We start from the raw sequence: 16,158 nt of genomic DNA, 5'->3' as shown, positions 1-16,158 counted from the left end.
GTCGCCGACCCGGGAGGTCCGGGCGTCGTGACGACGCCCGGACCCCCGCGGCGATCAGTAGCGGTCGACCGCCGGCGGCTCGCGGAACTCGAGCACCTTGCCGGCCGTGGCATCCCACGCGGCCTCGTAGGAGCCGTCGTCGTACGACGCCTCGAGCACGTCGTTGATGAAGTTCCGGAAGTCGTCATCGCCCTTCTTCAGGCCGATGCCGTACGGCTCCTCGGTGAACGGCTCGCCGACGAGCTTGAACTCGCCGGGGTTCTGGTCGATGAGCCCGGCGAGGATCACGTTGTCGGTCGACACGGCGACGGCCTGGCCGCTGCGCAGCGGCTCGAGGCAGTTGCTGTAGGTGTCGGTCTCGATGACCTCGGCACCGAGCTCCTTGAGGTTGGCCGCCGGCGTCGAGCCCGTCACCGAGCACACCGGCTGGCCGACGAGGTCGTCCTCGCTCTTGATCGTGTCGTTGCCCTCGAGCACGAGGATCGACTGGCCCGCGATGAAGTACGGCCCGGCGAAGTCGACGACCTCCTTGCGCTTGTCGTTGATCGTGTAGGTCGCGACGACGAAGTCGACCTGGCCGTTCTCGATGAACGGCTCGCGGTTGGCCGACACGGTCTCGACCCAGTTGATCTTGTCGGGCGAGATGCCGAGCTTGCCGGCGATGATCTTCGCGATCTCGACGTCGAAGCCGACGGGGACGCCGTCGGGGCCCACGAGGCCGAACAGCGGCTGGTCGAACTTCGTGCCGACGGTGACCTCGCCCGCGTCGGCGAGCTTGGCCATGGTCGTGCCCTCGTCGAACTCGGGCGTCTCGGCGACGCTCGGCTCGGCTCCGTCGCTCTCGCCGGGCGCACCGGCGTCGCCGGCGCAGCCGCTGAACAGGAGGGCCGTCGCCGCGGCCGCGGCCACCAGTGCGATTCTGCTGCGTCTCATCTCTCGTGCCTCATCTCTCGTGAATCGTTCGGGTGTGCTCCGCCGCTCGTGGCCGCGGAGGTCTCTAGTGCTCGAGGATCTTAGACAGGAAGTCCTTCGCGCGGTCGGACTGCGGGTGGTCGAAGAACTGGGCCGGCGCCGCCTCCTCGACGATGCGCCCGTCGGCCATGAACAGCACGCGGTCGGCCGCGCGCCGGGCGAACCCCATCTCGTGGGTCACGACGATCATCGTCATGCCCTGCTCGGCCAGCCCGACCATGACGTCGAGGACCTCGTTGATCATCTCGGGGTCGAGCGCGCTGGTCGGCTCGTCCATCAGGATGACCTTGGGGTTCATCGCGAGCGACCTCGCGATCGCGACGCGCTGCTGCTGGCCGCCCGAGAGCTGCGCGGGCATCTTCTTGGCCTGGTTGGCCACGCCCACGCGCTCGAGCAGCTCCATCGCCTTCGCCTCGGCGTCCTTGCGCGACATCCGCTTGACCTTGATGGGCGCGAGCGTCACGTTCTCGAGCACGGTCTTGTGCGCGAACAGGTTGAACGACTGGAAGACCATGCCGACGTCGGCGCGCAGCTTCGCGAGCCCCGCGCCCTCGTCGGGCAGCACCTCGCCGTCGATCGTGATCGTGCCCGAGTCGATGGTCTCGAGCCGGTTGATGGCGCGGCACAGCGTGGACTTGCCGGAGCCCGACGGGCCGATGACGACGACGACCTCGCCACGGTTGACGACCGTGGTGATGTCGTTCAGGACGTGGAGTTCGCCGTAGTGCTTGTCGACGTGGTCGATGACGACGAGCGGTTCGCCGCGACGGACCGAGATGTTCGACGTTGCAGGTGCGATGTCGGCCGGAGGCATACCCCCCAAACTAGGGCGAGGCGGGGCTCCTCGGCCACCGCCCAAACCGGGGGGTTACCGTTTCGTGACGTCAGCTGCGCTGCGCGAAGGCGCTCTCGTAGAGGCAGACGGATGCCGCGGTCGCGAGGTTCATCGACTCGGCGTGCCCGTAGATCGGCACCGTCACCACGCGATCGGCCAGCGCGAGCCGGTCCTCGGGAAGACCGCGCGCCTCGTTGCCGAACAGCCACGCGGTCGGGCGCGCGAGCAGGCCCTCGCGCCGCGCCTCGAGCAGGTCGTCGCCCTTGATGTCGGCGGCGAGGATGGTCAGCCCCGCCTCCCGGGCCCGGGCCAGGACGTCCTCGAGCTCGGCGCCGACCGCGACGGGCAGGTGGAAGATCGAGCCGGTCGACGATCGCACGACCTTCGGGTTGTAGAGGTCGACCGCGCGGCCGGTGAACACGACCGCGTCGGCACCGGCGGCATCGGCGGCGCGGACGATCGTGCCCGCGTTGCCCGGGTCGCGGACCTCTTCGAGGATCGCGACGAGCTTCGGCTCTGCCGCGAAGACGTCCTTCACGGCGGTCGGGAACTGGTGGCAGACCGCGACGAAGCCCTGGGGCGTGACCGTGTCGGCCATCGCGTTCAGGACCTCCTCGGAGACGAACTCGACGTCGACGCCCGCATCGATCGCCGTGTCGCCGATGTCGGCGTAGCGCTCGAGCGCGGTCGGGGTGGCGTAGAGCTCGACGACGAGCTGCGGCCGGTAGGTCAGCGCCTCGGCCACCGCCTGCGGCCCCTCGAGCAGGAACATGCCCGTCTCGACGCGCGCCGGTTTCTTCGCGAGCTTCGCGACGGCCCGCACGCGCGGCGATCTCGGGTTCTCGAGCATGTGGCCAGTGTATGGCGGAGACGGCGAACGGCCCGGCATCCCACTCGGGATGCCGGGCCGTTGACGTACCGGAGGAGACGGACTAGGCCGCGTTCTTCGGGGCGTTCACGTCGCTCGGGAGCGCCTGCTTGGCCGCCTCGACGAGGCCCGCGAAGGTGCCGGGCTCGTTGACCGCGAGCTCGGCGAGGATGCGACGGTCGACCTCGATGCCGGCGAGGCCGAGGCCCTGGATGAGGCGGTTGTACGTGATGCCGTTCTGGCGGGCCGCAGCGTTGATCCGCTGGATCCACAGGCGACGGAAGTCGCCCTTCTTCTTGCGGCGGTCGTTGTACGAGTAGACGAGGGAGTGGGTGACCTGCTCCTTCGCCTTGCGGTAGAGGCGCGACCGCTGACCGCGGTAGCCCTCGGCACGCTCGAGGATGACCCGACGCTTCTTGTGCGCATTGACGGCGCGCTTGACTCTTGCCATTGCTCTTACTTCCTAACGGGTCTCGTCGCTCAGCGACCGAGCAGCTTCTTGATGACCTTGGTGTCGGGCGCCGAGGCGACCTTGTCCTGGTTCAGGCGGCGGGTGCGCACCGAGGACTTGCCCTCGAGGTTGTGGCGCATACCGGCCTGCTGCTTCTTGATCTTGCCGCTGCCGGTGACCTTGAAGCGCTTCTTGGACCCGGAGTGGGTCTTCTGCTTCGGCATCTCTCGTGTCTCTCCTTGGTTCTGCCGCCACCGCGGGATGGCGGACGTGGTGCTGGCCTAGGCCTCGGTGGCCTCGGCCGACTGCGGGGCCTCGTCGGCGGCCTCGGCCGCCGGACGCTGCTTCGCCGCAGCACGCTGTGCATTCGCCTCGGCCTTCGCCTCGGACTTGTTCTTCAGAGGAGCGATGACCATGACCATGTTGCGGCCGTCGATGGTGGGATTGTGCTCGACGGTGCCGAACTCGGCGACATCCTCCGCGAAGCGCTGCAGCAGGCGCACGCCCATCTCGGGACGCGACTGCTCGCGACCCCGGAACAGGATCATGGCCTTGACCTTGTCGCCGGACTTCAGGAAGCCGACGGCGCGCTTCATCTTGGTCTCGTAGTCGTGCTTGTCGATCTTGAGGCGGAACCGAACCTCCTTGAGGATCGTGTTCGCCTGGTTGCGCCGGGCTTCCTTCGCCTTCTGCGCAGCCTCGTACTTGTACTTGCCGTAGTCCATGATCTTGACGACCGGCGGACGGGAGTTCGGCGCGACTTCGACGAGATCGAGGTCGGCCTCCTGCGCGAGCCGCAGTGCCACCTCGATCTTCACGACGCCGACCTGCTCTCCGCCAGGCCCCACGAGGCGGACCTCGGGGACGCGGATACGGTCATTGGTACGCGGATCGCTGATGCGTGTCTCCTCTACTCGAACTGGTTTCCAGCTCATCGGGAGACGGATGCCGCCCGATGACGAGAGCGGAAATCCACGCGATGACGCCCCGCGATTCTCATCGCGGGCTCATGCGGCACCCTTGCTCCTCCCCCGCGCGAGCGGGGAAGGGGAGTGCGAACGACCCGGTAACCTTGATGAAGCGGTATGCGCGGGTGGGAGTCTCTCCACTTTCGTACCGGGGACTGGCCCCGGAGCCCGCAGTAGTCTAGCAGAGGAATCCCCCGGTGAGCGACACTTCGCCCGAGCCCACGCGTGCGCCCGACCACGCCGACCACGCCGACCACTCCGAGGCCGCCGACTCCGGGCAGGCCGTCGCCGACGCCACACGCGACATCGCCGAGGTGCCCGCGGTCGAGGTCATCACGACCGCGGCCGTGCACCTCATGAGCGCGGCCGCCGTCAAGGTCGGGCTGGCCGACGACCCCGCCGCGCAGACCGACCTCGACGAGGCGCGCAAGCTCATCAACGCGCTCGCCGGGCTGATCACGGCGGGTGCGCCCGAGATCAGCGACATGCACGCGCGCTCGCTGCGCGACGGACTGCGTTCGCTGCAGCTGGCGTTCCGCGAGGCCTCGACGATCCCCGACCCGATCGGCCAGGGTCCGGGCGAGAAGTGGACCGGCCCGGTCTCTTGACGGCCGCTCAGGGCTGGCAGCTCGGGCACCAGTAGGTGTCGCGCAGTTCGACGTCGTTGCGGCCCAGCCTCGTGTGCCGGATCCGCGTTCCGCAGCGCCGGCAGGGCTCGCCCGCGCGGCCGTAGACCCACAGGCGGCGCCCGGGGCGGGTGTCGCCGGTCGTCGTGCGCTCGAGCCGGTCGCGGTTGGCGTGGATGACGCGGCGCGCGAGGTCGACCGTCGCGGGCAGGTCGACCTCGCCGATCGGCCGGTCGGGCCGGATGCCGCGCAGGAAGCACACCTCGTTGACGAGCACGTTGCCGAGCCCTGCGAGGTTGCGCTGGTCGCCCAGCGCGACCGCGGCCGGCACCTCGGGCGTGGCCGCGAGCCGCCGTACCGCTTCGGCCGCGTCCCAGTCGGGGCCGAGGAGGTCGGGGCCGAGGTACCCCAGCCGGTCGGCCTCCTCGGACGCAGCGAACACCTCCACCAGCCCGAGGTCGAAGCCGATCGCCGTGGCGTCGGGCGTCTCGATGACGGCGCGTGCCCGGAACGCGGGCTTGGGCCACTTCTGGCCCGGGCGGAGCACGCGCCACTCCCCCTCCATCTTCAGGTGCGAGTGCAGCACCACGTCGCCGATGCGCATGAGCAGGTGCTTGCCACGGCTGCCGACGGAGTGGATGGGAAGGCCGTGCAAGTCGACCGTCGCGTACTCGGGCACGCGGAGGTCGCTGCGCGTGACCAACCGGCCGGCCAGTGCGGCGTCGAGCCGGTGCGCGGCACGGAAGACGGTGTCGCCCTCGGGCATCCGGTCAGCTCCTCGCGTCGAAGCGGAGGCCCTGCGGCGTCTCGCGGAATCCGGCGGCACGCAGCGGCAGCTCGAGCACCGAGCCGTACACCGCCTGCCCGTTGACCGACTCCACCCGGAACCGCGCGCCGCGCGCCCGCGCGACCGCCTCGGCCAGCGCGGTCGCGCCGGCCGAAAGCGCCTCCTCGTCGTCGCTGAAGACGAGCGCCGTGCGGCCGCCTCGCTCGAGGTAGAACACCGCCTCGCCGTCGACGATCGCGACGAGCGCCCCGGACTTGCGCGCCGGTCGGTGCCCGAGCTCGGCGAGGGGCTCGGGCCAGTCGAGCGCGCCCCCGAAGGGGTTGGCGGGGTCGGTCGCGGCGAGCACGGCCGCCCCGCCGGCCGGCGCCTGGCGGAGCCGGTCGACCGCGAAGCTCGTGGCGAACTGCGCGCCGCCCTGGCCGTCGATGAAGTAGCCCCGGCGCACGCGCCCGGTCTCCTCGAAGCCCGCGAGCGTGCGGTACGCGAGCGCGAACCCGCCGAGGATGTCCTCGGCGACGACGGATCCGCGGGTCACGACGCCGTAGCGCTCGAGCAGCGTCTCGCCGAGCGCGTGCGCGCGCGGCGTGGCCGCGTCGCTCGGCACGGGCAGGATCGACCAGCGGCCGGCGGCGCGGGGCGGCACCGACCGAGGGCTGCGCGCCCCCTCGGCGGCGGCCGCGGCGGTCGCGAGGGCCCGACGCGAGAGGGACCGGCCACGCACCCGTGCGCGCGGCGCGGGCGCCTTCGTCTTGTGCGCACCGCCGCCGAGCAGCAGCCCGCGGACGGGCGCGAACGTGTCGTTCGTGACGAGCCCCGACCACGCGAGCCGCCACAGCGCGTCGAGCACGGCGCCCTCGTCACTCGCACCGACCGCGTCGACGAGCTGGCGGAAGAAGTACGCGCCTCCGCCGCCGAGCGTTGCGAGGAGCTCGGTCTCGAGCGCGTCGAGCGGCTGGTCGACCGGGGCGGGCATCGTCAGCTTCGCGGTGTCGGCCAAGTGCAGGCTCAGCCAGCCGTCGTCGCCCGCGAGCGAGGCCTGCCCCACCCAGAGCACCTCGCCGCTCGCGGTCAGCTCGTCGAGCATCTCGGGCCGGTAGTCCCCGACGCGAGCGGGCAGCACGAACGACTCCCACGCCGATGCGGGGATGCGGACGCCCTCGAGCTGCTCGACGACCGCGGCGACGCCGTCGACCCCGCGCAGCCGGCCGCCCACGTGCTGCCAGTCGGGCAGGAACCGCGCGAACTCGCGCGGCGGAACCGGCTCGACCTCCTCGCGGAGCGCCGCGAGCGAGCGCCGGCGCAGCCGCCGCAGCACCTCGGGATCGCACCACTCGGAGCCGGAGCCGTGCGGGAGGAACGCGCCCTCCACGAGCCGCCGATCGCCCGCGAGCCGCGCGAGCGCGGACTGCGCGACCGCGATGCCGATGCCGAACCGCTCGGCCACCGCGTGCGTCGTGAACGGCCCGTGCGTGCGCGCGTACCGGCTCACGAGGTCGCCGAGCGGGTCGCGGACGGCCTCGCCGAACGCCTCGGGCAGCCCGGGCGGGATGGGTACGCCGAGCGCGTCGCGCAGCCGGCTGAGATCCTCGACGGGGACGACCCACTCCTCGCCCGCGAACCGCACCCTCGCCGCGCGCCTGGCAGCCACGAGCGCGGCGACGCCGGCCGTGGCATCCGTCGCCTCGTCGACCCGTTCGGCGATCTCCGCCGCCGTGAGCGGGCCGAGTTCGCGCAGCAGGTCGGCGACGCCCTCCTCGCCCGTGGCGAGCCGGTCGGGATGGCGGCGCTGCAGCATCTGCTCGATCTCCTCGACCACGGCGGGATCGAGCAGCTCGCGCAGCTCGACGGTGCCGAGCAGCTCGGCGAGCAGGCCCGGGTCGAGCGAGAGCGCGGCCGCGCGACGCTCGGCGAGCGGGGCGTCGCCCTCGTACATGAACGCGCCGACGTACCCGAACAGCAGGCTCGCCGCGAACGGGCTCGCGGTGTCGGTCGCGACGTCGAGGAATCGCACGCGCCGCGAGCGGATGCGCTCGGCGAGGGCGGTGAGCGCCGGGAGGTCGTAGACGTCCTGGAGGCATTCGCGCACGGCCTCGAGCACGATCGGGAAGTCGGGGAAGTCGCGCGCCACCTCGAGCAGCTGCGAGGCCTTCTGCCGCTGCTGCCAGAGCGGCGACCGCCGGCCGGGGTTCTGCCTCGGCAGCAGCAGCGCCCGCGCGGCGCACTCGCGGAAGCGCGACGCGAACAGGGCCGAGTCGCCCACGCGCTCGGTTGCGAGCTGGGCCAGCTCGGCCGGGTCGAACTCGAAGAGCTCGCTGCCGGGCGGCTCGTCGGCGGTGTCGGGCAGGCGCAGCACGATGCCGTCATCGCTCGCGACGGCGTGCGACTCGATGCCGAACCGCTCCTGCACGCGCGCGTCGACCGCGAGCGCCCAGGGCGCGTGCACGCGCATGCCGTACGGCGAGTGCAGCACGATGCGCCAGTCGCCGAGCTCGTCGCGGAACCGCTCGACCACGAGGTTCACGGCATCGGGCACGACGCGGGTCGCGTCGCGCTGGTCGGCGATGAAGCGCACGAGGTTCGCGCTCGCGCGCGCGTCGAGCCCGGCGGCCTCGCAGCGTGCGAGGGCGACGGACGGCTCGGATCCCGCGAGTTCGCCGATGAAGCCGCCGATCGCCTCGCCGAGCTCGGCCGGCCGCCCGATGCCGTCGCCCTTCCAGAAGGGCAGGCGACCGGGCTCGCCGAATGCCGGGGAGACGAGGACGCGGTCGTGCGTGATCTCCTGGATGCGCCAGCTCGTCGCGCCGAGCGCGAACACGTCGCCGACGCGCGACTCGTAGACCATCTCCTCGTCGAGCTCGCCGACGCGCCGGCCCGGCCCGGCGTCGCCGATCATGAAGACGCCGAACAGGCCGCGGTCGGGGATGGTCCCGCCGCTCGTGACCGCGAGCCGCTGCGCGCCACGCCGCCCGGTGATCGTGCCGGCATCGCGATCCCAGATGAGCCGCGGCCGCAGCTCGCCGAAGCGATCGGAGGGGTAGCGGCCCGCGAGGAGGTCGAGCGTCGCGTCGAACGCCGAGCGCGGCAGGGTGTGGAACGGCGCGGCGCGGCGGGCGACGTCGAACCAGTGCTCGACGTCCCACTCGTCGACCGCCGCGGCGGCCACGGTCTGCTGCGCGAGCACGTCGAGGGGGTTCGCCGGGATGCGGAGCGGCTCGATCGAGCCCGCCACCATCCGCTCGGCGACGACCGCGGAGTGCAATAGGTCGGCCCGGTGCTTGGGGAAGAGCAGCCCCTTCGAGACCTCGCCGACCTGGTGACCCGCGCGGCCGATCCGCTGCAGCCCGCTCGCGACCGACGGCGGCGACTCGACCTGCATCACGAGGTCGACCGCGCCCATGTCGATGCCGAGCTCGAGGCTCGAGGTCGCGACGACGCACTTCAGCCGGCCGGCCTTGAGGTCGGCCTCGACGAGCGCCCGCTCCTCCTTGCTGACCGAGCCGTGGTGCGAACGGGCGATCACGGGTTCGGCGCCCGCGGTGATGCCCGACGCGCCCGGCAGCGCGGCCGGCGACCGGCGGGCGCCGATCGCCTCGAGCACGGGCTCGCGGACGGGCGCAACGTCGAGCGCCGCCTCGAGCGCGGGCCCGAGCACCGGCGCGGGCTCGAGGATCGACTCGGGCTCGGGCTCGGCCGTGCGCTCGGCCCAGAGCTCGTTGAGCCGGGCCGTGAGGCGCTCGGCGAGCCGCCGGGAGTTGGCGAAGACGATCGTCGACCGGTGCGCAAGCACTTCGTCGAGGATGGCCTCCTCGACGTGCGGCCACACCGACCCGCCCGCCTCGCCCGACAGGTCGGCGAGGTCGTCGACGGGCACCGTGACCTTCAGGTCGAACCGCTTCCCCGACGGCGGCGCGACGATCGTCACCGGCCGGGTGCCGCTGAGGAACCGCGCGACCTCCTCATGCGGCCGCACGGTCGCCGACAGGCCGATGCGCTGCACGGGCGTGCCGATCAGCTCGTCGAGGCGTTCGAGCGAGAGCGCGAGGTGCGCGCCGCGCTTGGTGCCCGCCAGCGCGTGGATCTCGTCGACGATCACGGTCTCGACCCCCGCGAGCGTCTCGCGTGCCTGCGACGTGAGCATGAGGAAGAGCGACTCGGGCGTCGTGATGAGGATGTCGGGCGGGCGCTTCACGAGCGCGCGCCGGTCGGTCGGCGACGTGTCGCCCGATCGCACGCCGACCGTGACCTCGGGCACCTCGACGCCCATCGCCGCGGCCGTCCGGCCGATGCCGACGAGCGGCGCCCGGAGGTTGCGCTCGACGTCGACGCCGAGGGCCTTGAGCGGCGAGAGGTACACCACGCGCGTCGCACGCGGCACGGCCTCGAGCACCTCGCCCGTCACCTCGTCGACCACCGGTGCCGGCGCCGGCGCGTGGTGCAGCCGGTCGATCGCCGAGAGGAACGCCGCGAGCGTCTTGCCCGAGCCGGTCGGGGCGACCACGAGCGCGTGCTCGCCGCGCGAGATCGCGCGCCAGGCGGCATCCTGCACGGGGGTGGGCTCGCGGAACGACTCGGTGAACCACGCCCGCGTCGCGGGCGCGAACGAATCGAGCGCCCCGGTCATCCCACCATTCAAGCGGATGCCACCGACACCGTCGCCGGGTCGCGCTCAGGTTCCGGCGCGCACCGCGACGAGCGCGCGCTCGACCGCCGCGACCGTGCGGCGCGCCTGCGCGGCATCCGTGCCCCAGTTGCTGACCGAGAAGCGCACGACCGCGCGGTCGTGCCAGCGCGAGGTCATCGCGAGCACCTCGCCGTCGGCCCACAGCCTCGCGCTGAGGGCCTCGGTCGCGGCGTCGTCCTCGAGCGCGATGCAGACCTGCGTGAACACCACGTCGTTCAGGACCTCGACGCCGGGCAGCCCGCCGACGCCCTCCGCGATGATCCGCGCCGAGCCCGCGAGCCGGTCGATCAGGTCGGCGACGCCGTCACGGCCGAGGTGGCGCAGCACCGCCCACGTCGGCACGCCGCGCGCGCGACGCGACAGCTCGGCGACCTTCTCGTGCGGATCGGCGCCGACCTCGGTGGCCTGCAGGTAGCTCGCGTGCATGCTCAGGGCATGGCGCAGGGCCGCGCCGTCTCGCACCATCGCGATGCCGCAGTCGTACGGCACGTTCAGGGTCTTGTGCGCGTCGGTCGACCACGAGTCGGCGTCGGCGAGCCCCTCGGTGAGGCGACGCAGGCGCGGGGATGCCGCCGCCCACAGGCCGAACGCGCCGTCGACGTGCACCCACGCGCCCGCCTCGTGCGCGACACGGCAGGCCTCGACGAACGGGTCGAAGGCGCCCGAGTGGATGTTGCCCGCCTGCAGGCACACGACGGCGGGCCCGGCGCCCGACGCGAGCACCTCGCGCAGCGCGTCGGGCCGGATGCGGCCCTGGTCGTCGCAGGCCACCTCGATCGGCGCGCCCAGCCCGAGGTAGCGCCCGGCGAGGTCGATCGTGCCGTGCCGCTCGGCGCCGACCACGAAGCGCACGCGCGGGCCGCCCGCGAGGCCGTCGGTCGCGACATCCCACCCGGCCCGGCGCAGGACGTCGTCGCGCGCCGCTGCGAGGCACGCGAACTGCGCGGTCGTGGCGCCCGTGGCGAAGCCGACCTCGCTCTCGGCCGGCAGGCCGAGGAGCTCGAGGACCCACGCCGCGGCGATCTCCTCGACCGCGACGGTCCCGGGCGTCACGTTGCGCAGGCCGGTGTTCTGGTCCCACGCCGAGACCAGCCAGTCGGCGGCGAGCGCGACGGGCTGCGTGCCGCCGATCACCCAGCCGTAGAAGCGCGGCGAGCCCATGGCCATGAGGCCGGGCTCGATGCGGTCGGCGAGTCGCGCGATGACCTCGTCGGCCGGCTCGCCGTGCTCGGGCAGGTCGCGGCCGAGCTCGTCGAGCATCCGGTCGACGGTCGCGCGCGGCGGGATCGGACGTTCGGGCAGCGCGTCGAGCCACTCGGCGGCACGGCGATGCGCGAGGTCGAGGAGGGCCTCGTCGGGGGGCTGGAGGGCGGGCGGAGCGGGGACGGCTCCGGCGGGCGAGAGGTCTGGCATGATCCACCTGATTCCGCGCGGCATCGCGCATCCCGATCATGCTCCGGCACCCACGGGTCGTCAATCAGGGACGTCCCGGACCACCGGCGACCGTCGTCGACGCCGGATCAGCCGGCTCGTCCGGCGGCACCGCCGCCGACCAGGCGCACCGCGAGCGAGTCGACGCCGGTCGCGATCGCGTCCTCCTCCGACCACCTCCGGGCGAGCCGGGTCGTCGTCGCGTCGAGCTCGGCCCGCGTGAGCCCCGCGACCAGCCGGAGCCGGACGACGAGTTCGGGGCCGGCGAGACGCGCATCGGGATCGCCGGGCTCGAGCTCGACGCCGAGCACCGCCAGCTCGCCGGCGATCGAACGCTCGAACGCGGCACGCACGTCGTCGGACTCGAACGGCGGGCGCCAGGGCGCCTGCTGGGCCACCGACCACACCGCCGGGCGCCGCAGCACGAACTCCGTCTCGGACGCCGGGTCGAGCACGACGAGCTCGGTGCCGTCGTCGGCCGCGGCGAGCGCGACCGGCACGCCGTCGGCCGGCACCGGTCGCGCGGCCGGATTCCACCGCGCCATCGCCTCGACGGAGCCGAACACCGGGAGCACGCGCCGCCCGTCGGGCCCCTCGACCGTCACGATCGAGAGTTCCTGGCTCTTGTCGACGGCGTATCCGTGCGCGCCGATCTCGGAGCCCCCGTCGCCGAGCTCGGCGAGCAGCGGGATCAGCAGGCGCGAGCGACCGAAGGCGGCGACCACGTCGGCCTGCCCGCCGTCACCCGAGCGGAAGCGGGCCAGCGCGGCGCCGAGTTCGGCGGGCATCCGCCCGTCGTCGGCCGCGTGCGGGTTCGCCTGGAACGACCGGCCCGCCCACGGGCGACCGGCCGAATCGGCCGTGGGGTCAGTGGGATGCGACATCCAGGGCCTCGGGCAGCGTGAACGCGCCCGCGTAGAGGGCCTTGCCGATGATGGCGCCCTCGAGGCCCTGCGGCACGAGCTCGCGCAGCGCGGCGATGTCGTCGAGGCTCGAGACACCGCCCGACGCGATGACGGGCCGGTGCGTGCGGTCCATGATCTGGCGGAGCAGCTCGAGGTTCGGGCCCTGCAGGGTGCCGTCCTTCGTGACGTCGGTGACGACGTAGCGCGCCGCGCCCGCCTCCTCGAGCCGGTCCATGACCTGCCAGAGGTCCCCGCCGTCCTTGGTCCAGCCGCGCGCGGCGAGCGTGTGTCCGCGCACGTCGAGGCCGATGGCGATGGCCTCGCCGTACTGCGCGATGACGGAGGCCGCCCACTCGGGATTCTCCAGGGCCGCGGTGCCGAGGTTGATGCGCTTGGCGCCGATCTCGAGCGCGTGCTCGAGCGAGGCGTCGTCGCGGATGCCGCCCGAGAGCTCGACGTTCACGCCGCGGACCTGGCGGATGACCTTCTTCAGCACGCCCGCGTTGGAGCCGCGGCCGAACGCCGCGTCGAGGTCGACGAGGTGGATCCACTCGGCGCCCTGGTCGGCCCAGTCGCTCGCGGCGTCGACGGGGTCGCCGTAGCTGGTCTCGGTGCCCGCCTCGCCCTGCGTCAGGCGGACGGCCTTGCCGCCGGCCACGTCCACCGCCGGAAGCAGCACCAGGCGGGGGGTCTTGCTGAACTCACTCATCACTGTCCTCGAATCGGATGCCGCGAAATCCGGCGGCTTCGGCACAGTCACAGCATCCTAGTCCGCACGGTGCCGGTCGTGACGAACCTGAGGTCCCGCGGCGTCACGCCAGCGAGCGGATCCAGTTCGACAGCAGCCGGATGCCGGCGTCGGCGGACTTCTCGGGGTGGAACTGGGTCGCCGACAGCGGCCCGTTCTCGACGGCGGCGAGGAAGCGGCCGCCGTGCTCGGCCCACGTGAGCGCGGGCTTCAGGAAGGGCGGGATGACGTCGAGGTGCCACTCCTGCGCCGCGTACGAGTGCACGAAGTAGAACCGCTCGTCCTCGACGCCCTCGAAGAGCACCGAATGCGGGTCGGGCTCGACCGTGTTCCAGCCCATGTGCGGCAGCACGGGGCTCGGCAGCTCGGTCACGGTGCCCGGCCACTCGCCGAGGCCCTCGGTGTCGACGCCGCGCTCGACCCCGCGCTCGAAGAGCACCTGCATGCCCACGCAGATGCCGAGCACGGGGCGGCCGCCCGCGAGTCGCCGGTCGATCACCTCGTCGCCGCGGACGGCGCGCAGCTGGTCCATCACGGCCTTGAACGCGCCGACGCCGGGCACGACGAGCCCGTCGGCCTCCATCGCGACGCGGCGGTCGGAGGTGAGCTCGATCTCGGCGCCCGCACGCTCGAGCGCCTTCGCGGCAGAGTGCACGTTCCCCGACCCGTAGTCGAGCACGGCCACGCGGCGCACGGCGCTCACAGGGCGCCCTTGGTCGAGGGGATGCCGGTCACGAGCGGGTCCCAGGCCTTCGCCTGCCGGAACGCGCGCGCGAACGCCTTGAACTCGGCCTCGGCGATGTGGTGCGGGTCGCGGCCGCCGAGGACGTTCACGTGCACGGTCAGGCCGGCGTTGGACGTGATCGCCTCGAACACGTGTCGCACCATCGAGCCCGTGAAGTGCCCGCCGATGAGGTGGAACTCGAAGCCCGCGGGCTCGCCCGTGTGCACCAGGTAGGGGCGGCCCGAGATGTCGACCACGGCCTGCGCGAGCGCCTCGTCGAGCGGCACGAGCGCGTCGCCGTACCGCGAGATGCCGCGCTTGTCGCCGAGGGCCTGGCGGATGGCGGTGCCGAGGACGATGCCCACATCCTCGACGGTGTGGTGCACGTCGATCTCGATGTCACCCCGTGCCCGCACGGTGAGGTCGGTCAGCGAGTGCTTCGCGAACGCCGTGAGCAGGTGGTCGTAGAAGGGCACGCTCGTCTCGATGTCGCTCGTGCCGGTGCCGTCGAGGTCGATCGAGAGGTCGATGCTCGACTCGCTGGTCTCGCGCTGCACGCGCGCGGTGCGCGCGGGGCGGTCCGTGGTCATGCGGTCATCCTATTCAGGCAGGTCGTGGGGTCACTGGGCGGCGGATGCGGCCGGCGTGAACGCGGCCATCGCCTCGAGGAACGCGGTGGTCTCGGCCTCGGTGCCCGCGGTCACGCGCAGGCAGCCCGGCAGGCCGATCTCGCGGATGAGGATGCCGCGGTCGAGCAGCGCCTCGAACACCGCGTGCGGATCGGCCACGTCGCCGAACAGCACGAAGTTCGCGCCGCTCCGGTACGGGCGGTAGCCGAGCGCGGCGAGCTCGCGGACGATGCGGTCGCGCTGGCCGCGGATCTCGTCGACCATCGAGAGCATCTCGCCCGAGTGCGCGAGCGCGCCCAGTGCGGCGGCCTGGGTGAGCGCCGAGAGGTGGTACGGCAGCCGCACGAGGCGCAGCGCGTCGATCACGGCCGGGTCGGCGGCGAGGTAGCCCACCCGCGCGCCCGCGAAGGCGAAGGCCTTGCTCATGGTGCGCGACACGAGCAGGCGGGGCCGCCCCTCGAGCAGCGTCAGCGCGCTCGGCGTGCCGGGGTCGGCGAACTCGAAGTACGCCTCGTCGACCACGACGACGCCACGGGCCGCGTCGGCGACCGCGGCGATCGTGTCGAGCGACAGGGGCGTGCCCGTGGGGTTGTTCGGGGCGCACAGCAGCACGATGTCGGGGTCGTGCCGGCGGACCGCCGCGACGGCCGTCTCGGGCGAGAGCTCGAAGTCGGCGTCGCGCTCGGCGGTCACCCACTCGGTGCCGGTGCCCGAGGCGAGCAGTCCGTACATCGAGTAGGTCGGCGCGAATCCGAGGGCCCGGCGACCCGGTCCGCCGAAGGCCTGGAGGATGTGCTGGAGCACCTCGTTCGAGCCGTTCGCCGCCCACAGCTGCTCGGGCACGAGCCCGTGGCCGAGGTAGCGCGCGAGCGCGGTGCGCAGCTCGGTGAACTCGCGGTCGGGATACCGGTTCAGCCCGATGATCGCGGCCGCGACGCGGGCGACGATGTCGTGCGCGACATCCTCGGGGATCGGATGCGTGTTCTCGTTGACGTTGAGCGCGACGGGCACCGTCTTCTGGGGCGCACCGTACGGGGACTTCCCGCGGAGGTCGTCGCGGATGGGAAGGTCGTCGAGACTCGTCACCGATCAATGCTATCCGCGGTGGGCCGGACGTTTCGGCCGGAGACGTCGCCGGACGACGCTACTCGACGACGGGCAGCGCGAGCCGCTGACCCGGCTGCACGACCGCGTCGCGCAGGCCGTTCAGCCGCATGATGTCGTGGATGACCTCGCGCGGATCGGCTGTGGGCGCGATCGACTCGGCGATGCCCCAGAGCGTGTCGCCGGCCCCCACCACCATCGTGTCGAAGACCGCGGGCGGCGTGCCGTCGTCGATGCCGGCGACCGCCCCGCCCGAGGCGAGCGAGCCGACGAGCACGCCGATGACGAGGGGCGCCGCCGCCAGCGTCGTGAATACGACGCGACCTCGGCGCGTGAGCCGGAGCCGCGTGCGACCGCCCGCTGCCATCACCACTGCACTCATTCCGCACCTCCCGGGTAGCTCCGCATCCGGCCGCTCGGCCGGGAGGG

Annotated in this window: 16 protein-coding genes; 1 reads left to right on the top strand and 15 read right to left on the bottom strand. The window is 72.8% G+C overall.

What is annotated here, in order from left to right; translation table 11 throughout:
• Window positions 1-54: 54 nt before the first annotated feature.
• The 6 genes from JOD46_RS09850 to infC form a co-directional block, all read right to left on the bottom strand.
• The gene (locus JOD46_RS09850; RefSeq protein ID WP_204393823.1) at window positions 55-933 is read right to left on the bottom strand and encodes a glutamate ABC transporter substrate-binding protein; all 879 of its coding nucleotides are present in this window, start codon (window positions 931-933) and stop codon (window positions 55-57) included.
• Between the two features lie 64 nt (window positions 934-997).
• A complete protein-coding gene (locus JOD46_RS09845; RefSeq protein ID WP_204393821.1) occupies window positions 998-1,786 on the bottom strand; it encodes an amino acid ABC transporter ATP-binding protein in 789 nt (262 codons plus the stop codon).
• Window positions 1,787-1,856: 70 nt separating this feature from the next.
• Window positions 1,857-2,657: a TrmH family RNA methyltransferase gene (locus JOD46_RS09840; RefSeq protein ID WP_204393819.1), complete on the bottom strand. Its 801-nt coding sequence runs from the start codon at window positions 2,655-2,657 to the stop codon at window positions 1,857-1,859.
• A gap of 82 nt (window positions 2,658-2,739) precedes the next feature.
• Window positions 2,740-3,126, bottom strand: a complete 387-nt coding sequence (gene rplT / locus JOD46_RS09835; RefSeq protein WP_204393817.1) for a 50S ribosomal protein L20 — start codon at window positions 3,124-3,126, stop codon at window positions 2,740-2,742.
• A gap of 29 nt (window positions 3,127-3,155) precedes the next feature.
• A complete protein-coding gene (gene rpmI / locus JOD46_RS09830; RefSeq protein WP_067949205.1) occupies window positions 3,156-3,350 on the bottom strand; it encodes a 50S ribosomal protein L35 in 195 nt (64 codons plus the stop codon).
• A gap of 57 nt (window positions 3,351-3,407) precedes the next feature.
• Window positions 3,408-4,061 carry a translation initiation factor IF-3 gene (gene infC / locus JOD46_RS09825; RefSeq protein WP_204393815.1) on the bottom strand — a complete coding sequence of 218 codons (654 nt, stop codon included), beginning with the start codon at window positions 4,059-4,061 and terminating at the stop codon, window positions 3,408-3,410.
• Window positions 4,062-4,291: 230 nt separating this feature from the next.
• Between infC and JOD46_RS09820 the strand changes: the two genes are divergently transcribed.
• Complete coding sequence (locus tag JOD46_RS09820) at window positions 4,292-4,702, top strand: DUF1844 domain-containing protein (protein WP_204393813.1); 411 nt, start codon at window positions 4,292-4,294, stop codon at window positions 4,700-4,702.
• Window positions 4,703-4,709: 7 nt separating this feature from the next.
• Here the strand turns inward: JOD46_RS09820 and JOD46_RS09815 are convergent, their stop codons facing one another.
• The 9 genes from JOD46_RS09815 to JOD46_RS09775 form a co-directional block, all read right to left on the bottom strand.
• Window positions 4,710-5,486 (bottom strand): DNA-formamidopyrimidine glycosylase family protein, encoded by a 777-nt coding sequence (locus JOD46_RS09815; RefSeq protein ID WP_204393810.1) that lies wholly within the window; start codon window positions 5,484-5,486, stop codon window positions 4,710-4,712.
• A gap of 4 nt (window positions 5,487-5,490) precedes the next feature.
• Window positions 5,491-10,128 carry an ATP-dependent helicase gene (locus JOD46_RS09810; RefSeq protein ID WP_204393808.1) on the bottom strand — a complete coding sequence of 1,546 codons (4,638 nt, stop codon included), beginning with the start codon at window positions 10,126-10,128 and terminating at the stop codon, window positions 5,491-5,493.
• A 45-nt stretch (window positions 10,129-10,173) separates the two neighbouring features.
• Window positions 10,174-11,601, bottom strand: coding sequence for a pyridoxal phosphate-dependent decarboxylase family protein (locus JOD46_RS09805; RefSeq protein ID WP_204393806.1), 1,428 nt, complete (start codon window positions 11,599-11,601; stop codon window positions 10,174-10,176).
• Window positions 11,602-11,708: 107 nt separating this feature from the next.
• Complete coding sequence (locus JOD46_RS09800) at window positions 11,709-12,503, bottom strand: SseB family protein (RefSeq protein WP_204393804.1); 795 nt, start codon at window positions 12,501-12,503, stop codon at window positions 11,709-11,711.
• Window positions 12,487-13,233, bottom strand: a complete 747-nt coding sequence (gene priA / locus JOD46_RS09795; protein WP_204393802.1) for a bifunctional 1-(5-phosphoribosyl)-5-((5-phosphoribosylamino)methylideneamino)imidazole-4-carboxamide isomerase/phosphoribosylanthranilate isomerase PriA — start codon at window positions 13,231-13,233, stop codon at window positions 12,487-12,489. The genes JOD46_RS09800 and priA overlap by 17 nt, the downstream gene beginning before the upstream one ends.
• Before the next feature lie 103 nt (window positions 13,234-13,336).
• Window positions 13,337-13,975, bottom strand: coding sequence for an imidazole glycerol phosphate synthase subunit HisH (gene hisH, locus JOD46_RS09790; RefSeq protein ID WP_204393800.1), 639 nt, complete (start codon window positions 13,973-13,975; stop codon window positions 13,337-13,339).
• On the bottom strand, window positions 13,972-14,586 hold the full coding sequence (gene hisB, locus JOD46_RS09785; RefSeq protein WP_204393799.1) for an imidazoleglycerol-phosphate dehydratase HisB: 615 nt from the start codon (window positions 14,584-14,586) through the stop codon (window positions 13,972-13,974). The genes hisH and hisB overlap by 4 nt, the downstream gene beginning before the upstream one ends.
• 30 nt (window positions 14,587-14,616) lie before the next feature.
• Window positions 14,617-15,711, bottom strand: coding sequence for a histidinol-phosphate transaminase (locus tag JOD46_RS09780; protein ID WP_204393797.1), 1,095 nt, complete (start codon window positions 15,709-15,711; stop codon window positions 14,617-14,619).
• A gap of 58 nt (window positions 15,712-15,769) precedes the next feature.
• Window positions 15,770-16,111: a LysM peptidoglycan-binding domain-containing protein gene (locus tag JOD46_RS09775; RefSeq protein ID WP_204393795.1), complete on the bottom strand. Its 342-nt coding sequence runs from the start codon at window positions 16,109-16,111 to the stop codon at window positions 15,770-15,772.
• Between the last annotated feature and the right edge of the window lie 47 nt (window positions 16,112-16,158).

It is taken from the genome of Agromyces aurantiacus, from assembly GCF_016907355.1.
Classification (GTDB): Bacteria; Actinomycetota; Actinomycetes; order Actinomycetales; family Microbacteriaceae; genus Agromyces; species Agromyces aurantiacus.
Note: the sequence above shows the minus strand (reverse complement) of the source record. Positions and strands in the feature narration are given on the sequence as shown.